The 6,673-nt window shown below is 55.7% G+C and carries 9 protein-coding genes; 3 read left to right on the forward strand and 6 right to left on the reverse strand.

Going from position 1 to position 6,673, the window contains the following annotated elements; translation table 11 throughout:
• Nucleotides 1-89 (reverse strand): helix-turn-helix domain-containing protein (locus A9513_RS35650; protein WP_141678455.1); only part of this gene is annotated, 89 nt, incomplete at its 3' end.
• A gap of 36 nt (nt 90-125) precedes the next feature.
• Complete coding sequence (locus A9513_RS17635; protein ID WP_065327728.1) at nt 126-902, reverse strand: hypothetical protein; 777 nt, start codon at nt 900-902, stop codon at nt 126-128.
• A gap of 169 nt (nt 903-1,071) precedes the next feature.
• Between A9513_RS17635 and A9513_RS17640 the strand changes: the two genes are divergently transcribed.
• Both A9513_RS17640 and A9513_RS17645 read left to right on the forward strand, forming a co-directional pair.
• Complete coding sequence (locus A9513_RS17640) at nt 1,072-1,746, forward strand: DNA adenine methylase (RefSeq protein WP_065327729.1); 675 nt, start codon at nt 1,072-1,074, stop codon at nt 1,744-1,746.
• Complete coding sequence (locus tag A9513_RS17645) at nt 1,743-2,561, forward strand: 8-oxoguanine DNA glycosylase (protein ID WP_141678454.1); 819 nt, start codon at nt 1,743-1,745, stop codon at nt 2,559-2,561. Before A9513_RS17640 ends, A9513_RS17645 begins: the two co-directional genes overlap by 4 nt.
• 6 nt (nt 2,562-2,567) lie before the next feature.
• On the opposite strand, the gene A9513_RS17650 is transcribed toward A9513_RS17645, so the two are convergent.
• Together A9513_RS17650 and A9513_RS17655 are read right to left on the reverse strand one after the other, a co-directional pair.
• Nucleotides 2,568-3,161 carry a 7-cyano-7-deazaguanine synthase gene (locus A9513_RS17650; protein WP_065327731.1) on the reverse strand — a complete coding sequence of 198 codons (594 nt, stop codon included), beginning with the start codon at nt 3,159-3,161 and terminating at the stop codon, nt 2,568-2,570.
• The gene (locus A9513_RS17655; RefSeq protein ID WP_065327732.1) at nt 3,154-4,389 is read right to left on the reverse strand and encodes a PfkB family carbohydrate kinase; all 1,236 of its coding nucleotides are present in this window, start codon (nt 4,387-4,389) and stop codon (nt 3,154-3,156) included. Before A9513_RS17655 ends, A9513_RS17650 begins: the two co-directional genes overlap by 8 nt.
• A 517-nt stretch (nt 4,390-4,906) precedes the next feature.
• Between A9513_RS17655 and A9513_RS17660 the strand changes: the two genes are divergently transcribed.
• On the forward strand, nt 4,907-5,359 hold the full coding sequence (locus tag A9513_RS17660; protein ID WP_065327733.1) for a hypothetical protein: 453 nt from the start codon (nt 4,907-4,909) through the stop codon (nt 5,357-5,359).
• Nucleotides 5,360-5,378: 19 nt separating this feature from the next.
• Here A9513_RS17660 and A9513_RS17665 read toward each other — a convergent pair whose 3' ends face one another.
• Nucleotides 5,379-5,828, reverse strand: coding sequence for an antitoxin Xre/MbcA/ParS toxin-binding domain-containing protein (locus tag A9513_RS17665; RefSeq protein WP_065327734.1), 450 nt, complete (start codon nt 5,826-5,828; stop codon nt 5,379-5,381).
• Between the two features lie 39 nt (nt 5,829-5,867).
• Entirely contained in the window at nt 5,868-6,569 is a 702-nt protein-coding gene (locus A9513_RS17670; RefSeq protein ID WP_255302874.1) for a hypothetical protein, read from the reverse strand.
• Between the last annotated feature and the right edge of the window lie 104 nt (nt 6,570-6,673).

Raw genomic sequence — 6,673 nt, forward strand, 5'->3', positions numbered from 1 at the left:
AGCCGGGCAAGCCTGCGCTGGCTGAAGCCATTGCACAGGCCGATCTGGATCGTGACGCGCTCTGTGGCGCTGAGTTCGTGATAGGACATGGGGCAACACCTTACCGAAATGGTCGGGTGTTGCACTCAGTTTTTGCGGCCGCCAAGCGTCACCCCTGCCAGAGACTCACTATCGGCCTCCTCTAGCAACGCAACAGCCTGATCTTCATCAAGCGTCCCATGCTTGTTTTCCCAGCTGACGTTGCATTGCTGGGCACCAGGAACCTTGTGCAACAAGCTAGCTAGCAAACCGCCATATTGCGTTCCCTGATGCTTACTTTCAGTCGCCAGCCTAGCAGTGATTTTGTCCACGCCACCGCGTCGCTGGATCAATTCTCGCAAATTGCTTGATGCAATATCCGAGAAATCGACCAAGGGGTGGGATTTGTCGCGATAGCGACGGAAAAGGTAGCCCAGCAGCTTCTCCAACCCTGCCGGACCGCCGCCGCCCTGCACTGACTCAATGATGATGACTTCGCCAAGCGCAAGACACCGATAGCTATGCACCAGCTCTCCGGCATTCCCCTGCTCATCCTTCAGCTCAATAATTTTGATCTCGGCCTCCTGGGAGGTCAGATCAGGAGTGATGGACTCAGGTACATGCCCGTGGTGATAAGAGCAAACCGTGAACAGCACCCCATCGTCCCCCAAATCCTTGAAGGAGTTGATGAAGCAGCACAACCGCCCTTTTTCAATCTTTTCTGCGGGATCCGGGAAGTGCCTCATGCCAATGTTCTGTGTCTTGGCCATGACATTACGGATCTCATCTTGCAGCAGCGGACGAACCCATTCTTCCGGTGTCGACCTAGAAATTTTGTAGCGGACAGCTTTGACGATGAGGGTTCGGGAGATATCGGCAGGCACTTGTTGATCCCTTACGGCCAGAACGACAGAGACGCGGCTTCACGAGCGGCAGAGCGCCACTATACCCAGTCCTCTTGTACGGGAATAGGCGCAGAGCGATTGAGATCCGTACCAGCAGAACAGACGACCGGGCATTGACGCCATCGCCAAATCTAGCGATGCTCATGCCATGAGATACGACGGCGGAAAGGGCACCTGCTTTGCCCAATTGATCAACCTCATGCCTCCTCACGAGGTCTACGTAGAAACCCATCTGGGTGGCGGCGCGGTCATGCGCCATAAAAAACCGGCGCTCCGTCAGATCGGCATAGAACGTGATGCGAAAGTCATTGCCGCTACCAAAGATGCGTTCAACGGCATCTGTGAGGTAGTGCACGGCGATGCCGTTGAGTGGCTTCAAGCAGAATCACTGTCTCCCGACACCCTGGTTTACGCAGACCCGCCCTACCATCCAGATACTCGTCGGCGCGCTCGCGTCTACCGGCATGACTATGCCGTCCAAGACCACGAAAACCTACTCGCCGTGCTCAAGGGCCTCCCGTGCAAGGTCCTGATTTCAGGCTATGACAACCCACTCTATGCAGATCAATTGGCTGACTGGGAAAGGCATCAGTTTCAGATGCGTACCCGCACGGGCATGCGCACCGAAACCGTTTGGTTCAATTTCAAACGTCCCGAAATCCCTCACGATTACCGGCATCTAGGAGACAACTTCCGAGAAAGGGAAGTCATTCGGCGGCGCCAGGGGCGGCTCCGTGAGCGGCTAGGGAAGCTATCTCTTGCCGAGAAGGCAGCACTGCATGCTTGGCTTTCTGACGAGATCAAAGGTGCTACGCAGCTATGACTCAACAGGTGATCTATTCCATCGAAGGTCGAGAGTACTGCCGTGAGCTACCAGGGCCAGACGAGTTTGTGACACCAGGAGTTCGCTGGGGCGAACACTGGCGCGCCTTTACCCCGGCGTACTGGCTATCTCAAATCTGGATGCACAACCTAGAAGATGGCCAGCATTCTCCCTATCGTGCTCAGGGAACACTCGCTGAAGAAATCGCGTTCTGCTTGCTCAGCGGCCACGGAATTACCGCTGAAATGGCGCGTGCCGCATTCACCGCGTGCCAAGAAGCCGGGCTCATGGAAGCCCTCTCGATAGACGCTTTTGAGTGGACGGAGATACTTGGCTCCCCCCTGCAAGTCGGAGAGAAGACGCTTTCTTATCGCTACCCCAACCAGAAGGCAAAATTCCTGGCCGACGCGATGCGACACATCCGAGAGGATCGGCTGGACATGACGGCTGGACGGTCCCTTCGCGACACCCTGCTGGAAATTAAAGGCGTAGGCCCCAAGACCGCTGGTTTCATTGCGCGCAATTTTCTCGATGCGGACGATGTAGCGATCCTGGATATCCACATCGTCCGCGCCGGCGTCCTTTGCGACCTGTTCCAACCTGAACAGAAAGTTGAAACGCAGTACTTCTCAATGGAGTCGCAGTACATTGAATTTTGCCACTCAATGAACGTACGTCCAGCGGTTCTAGATTGCCTGATCTGGGATCAGATGCGGACGTTCGGACGCTTTGCCTTGGATGCCATAAAATTCAAATCTGGAAAATGGCTCCCTGACCCACCTCCAGAGCCTCAGCAGCTGGCATGGAACCTCTGAAGATTGCTAACGCATCATGCCCAAGCTAGCCATGACCTGAGAATGTTTGTGACACCCCGGACAACGACCGCAAGCCAGCGTAGACGTATGGCAGGAGTGGGCCCAGGCCAACACTGCCATGGAAATGCCAGATTGCTGCACCAGCTGTTCAGTCGTTAGTTCGGCGGCAGGTGCACGGACGTGAATGGCCCCCTCTTGCAGGCCTATTACCTTATCTATGGCTTGGAGGAATTCGGGGGACCCATCAGCATGCCTTTTGTCCGTTGTAACGGTGCCAATAAGCACCTCGCCCAGCCCAGACTGGATCGCGACCATCGCTGCCAGGGTAATCAGATACTGATTTCGGAAAGGCCAAAACTCCTCATGGGGCGAATGAGGGGAAGAGGCCTCACCAGCCATGCAGCCGCTCCCCAACAAAGGGTGGGCTACCTCCAATACCTGATGACGAAGCTTTAGCTCCTGGCAAATGTGAGTCGAAGACTGCACTTCTGCGTCAGCGGCTTGCTGCCCATACCGAATAGTTAGACACAGCTCGGGGCGAAGCCATGCCGCAAGGGCAATGGAATCAATTCCTCCGGATAACAAGAGAAGCCTAGACATCGCCCATGAGCGTCCAGCAAGTCACGTAAATAGCCGTCGTAAAATCGTTGGTGATGTAGCAGTCAGAACCAATGAACATGGTCAATGCTGACGGATCGGCAGACTCAGCCACGGCGATAACCGGTATACCCTTCGCGCGAGCATACCCCACCTCGAACAGGGTCCCAGGGTCTAGGCCGTCGAGAACTGCTAGCACCACGCTGCAAGCGTCCAGCGCCTTCAAATCAGCCTGAGCCACATCTTTGGCTGGACCAACCCCGACGTCGTGTATGGGGGAAAACACATTGAACCCCATATCCTGCAAAGCAGATCGAGCTTCGTCGATTGCCCATTGCTGAGACACATTGAAGAACGGGCCTGCCAAATAGATAGAGCTTTTCGGCACTGGCCGTGGGTTCCCCGCCCCAACCAACTTGGATCTCTGTTTGGCCTCAAGCCCCAAGTCGTGGGCGACAGACGGGTCGATCCTATCGGAACCGGTTTCGACATAGTGGGCGGTCAGTCGCGACGCATACCAGGCGGCATCTTTGACGCTCATGGATCTGCAAATCCACCCATAAGCGAATCCGGCTGAAAAGACATCGCCAGAGCCAATCTTGTAGACGTTTTTAGTTGGGAATGGATAAACCCAAAAGGATTCCGATACCGTCCTCACTAGAGCCCCCTGAGGACCGCATTTGACGATAGCAACGCGAGCTGCATGCTCATCGAGCAATGCTGTTGCGATATCTTCTGGCTCCTTCTGGCCGGTCAATACTCGGCCTTCCGAATAGGAAACGACCATCGCCAGCTCTTTGGCAGTAGACCCGTTTGCGGCATAAGGCTTCGACTTACTGCCGTCCTGAGGGTCATAAACTACTCGATCGGCATAAGTCGCTGGACGGCCTTCAATCATGCCGAACACCAGCATATTTTCGGCAACGACGACGGGTTGCTCTACTGCGATATCTCCCGATGGGTACCTATCGGGTCGCCCTAGCGGAAAGCGATAGCGAAACCAGACATCCGCATCGCTGGGTGTATCAATCAGCTCGTACCCAAAATGGTCTGCTAGGCCTACAAACTCCTTCGCGAGGCCGTTACCCAGCACCGTGTGCAGCCGAACCTCGACACCTAGACCAGAAATTAGGGCAGCGGCGCGACCAGCACTCCCTCGAAACAACTGGCGCCTCGGGAATGCGCATTCCTCGCCATAACAGCCGCCTACGATTGACAGCTGCATGCTCATATCGGACGAACCTCAACAGTGCAGATACCGCCATTCAGCCCTGTCACTTCGGCCTCAAAGCGGTAACCATTCTGGAGGCAATTGACTAGCGAGGAGATTTTGGAGCCCGTAAGAGCCCCCACCGTAGACGTCTGCTTCACAACCAGAACACTCTGATGTGGAGGTTGTGAAAGGGCGACATCAAGAATATCGCCGACGCTTACAGCCGCAAGTGCCGCAGGCTGCGGCGAGTTCACTGTTGCAGTGAACGACAACGTGTCACACCGAGTTGCCGGAACGGAAGGTTCCCATCCCCCACCACCTGATCCACCCATACATCCTCCTTAATCGCACAGCTCCAGCGGTTTGAAATCCTGGATGTCAGGGGTACTCGACCTCATCCATCCATGGAATCCGAGTGATTGCACTTTGTTATCATGAAATGCGGCCGATCTGCTAGGCACTAGGGAAAAATAAGGGACGAAGCCTTGTGGCTGTGGCCTCACCCGTAAATCCGTCCTCCCATAAGGAGCTGTTCATGGGCCAATCAAGCCAGCGGTACATCGACTTTATTGGCAACCTGACGCCGCTTTTTCAGCACGAGCAAGTGGAGCAGTTATGGTGCGCCCGCTCACTACGCGATGGAACACTGCTGCTGCCGCAGTTGGATATTGACGAAAGCCTGGATGACGACTGGATCAGCGTCTGGTGGCAAGGCGACCGCCATCGCATCAGTAATGTCGATGGTACCCAGCTGGCGAGCATCGCTCTGGTTGATTACGTGCAATTCCACAGTACAGGAAAACCTACCCAACACTCGGCCGACCTACTGGAACATTTGAGCCAGCACTTTGTGTTCAAGACAGGTGGGTGCCTGCACCTACCCTATGCCGAAGATGAGCTTCACGCCCTGGGAAAGATTTTCGACGTGGTGAAACGCTACGGCCCTGACTTAGCCTGGGATGTCCTTAAAAAAAGCCTTGGCCTTTAGCTGGTAACCAGCTCCAGGCTCAGGAAACAACACCGTGTTCAATCCGACCGATGAGGTGGAGGACGGCGTTCGCTTCTATCTCCGTAGCGAGCATCGCGATAGGAAGCTCGCCTCCCAGGCCCAACTGCGACAGCGTCAGCCACCGCTTCGCGGCTACTTGATCGCCGCCAAATAGCTCGCTGGCTGCCGCCAGAACACGTACGACCCGAAGCAATCGATCACTTTGCTGCACCGACCACCGCCCCCTTCGGCGTCCCTGCCCCAGAGCGTATCGAGACAACCCCACCATTTCTGCCAAGTCTGACTCCGAAAATCCCGAGATTGCAGCCAAACGCTTCAGGGTGATGAAGGCAAACCCAGCTCGGACCTCTGCGATAAGATCCGCCTCGTGCCTGGGAATCCCAAGCTGTTCCCAATAATCGCCTGACGCAATCGCTGGCTCTGACTGATAGGTTCTCAACTTGGACATAACAAAGGCTCCATTGACTGGGTAGACCTAGCGCTCTGATCAATGAGGCACTCGAATTACTTCGTCCAAAAGAGCGTCCGGCGCATCAACTAACGGATCCAACCAGTCCGCCTTGGCTCGCGCCCAGCGCAGATATGCACTCTGTGCATCGCTCAAACCTTGGAGGCTTGAAGCCTGACTATGCTCTAGCACCTCCAGATAAGCCCGAATCACCTGCGCCTCTTGCCAACGCCCGGCAGCGCCGCGGAGCGCCTCCACCTTCTCCTGCTCCGCCTCCTGTGCCGCTTTTCTAGCCAGTGCGTCGCGACGTTGGAGCTGCCACTCCTCCTCAGCGCGTGCTCTTTCCTCGCGAAAGCGCAGAAGTTCAGTGGCGCGCGTAGCCATGAGCACTATCAGCTTGTTGAGCTGCTCCTCAACCAGCTGCCGCACACCATCCCGAATCAATCCGCCGTAACTACCATCGCCTCGAACTTCCAACCGGCCTGTGGGGGTAAATGTATAACGAGGCCAGTAGCTCCAGCCTCCGCGAGCTTTTGCCGCCTTCTCAGCTTCGGTGGGTACATAGTCCGCACGCGTCGTAGGTTCGACAATGCTTAATGTCAGCCGCACGCCGAACATCTCGACTTCAATGTGTCGATTCCCCTCCACAAGCCGATACCCACGTGCCTCCAATGCACAAAGCAGAGCGTTGGCAATGCGCAAAGCGCGGGGGCGTTGCTCCTCCGAAACGGAAATATCCAATGCCTTGGGTTCTACCCCATTTCCACGGACGGTTTGAAAAGGGCTGAAAACTTCAAATCTTGCCGGGCGACTCTACGACGCATTCGTGGGTTGTGAAACCGCTC

Origin of the sequence: Pseudomonas sp. AU12215 (genome assembly GCF_001675465.2) — a bacterium.
Lineage (GTDB): Bacteria > Pseudomonadota > Gammaproteobacteria > Pseudomonadales > Pseudomonadaceae > Pseudomonas > Pseudomonas nitroreducens.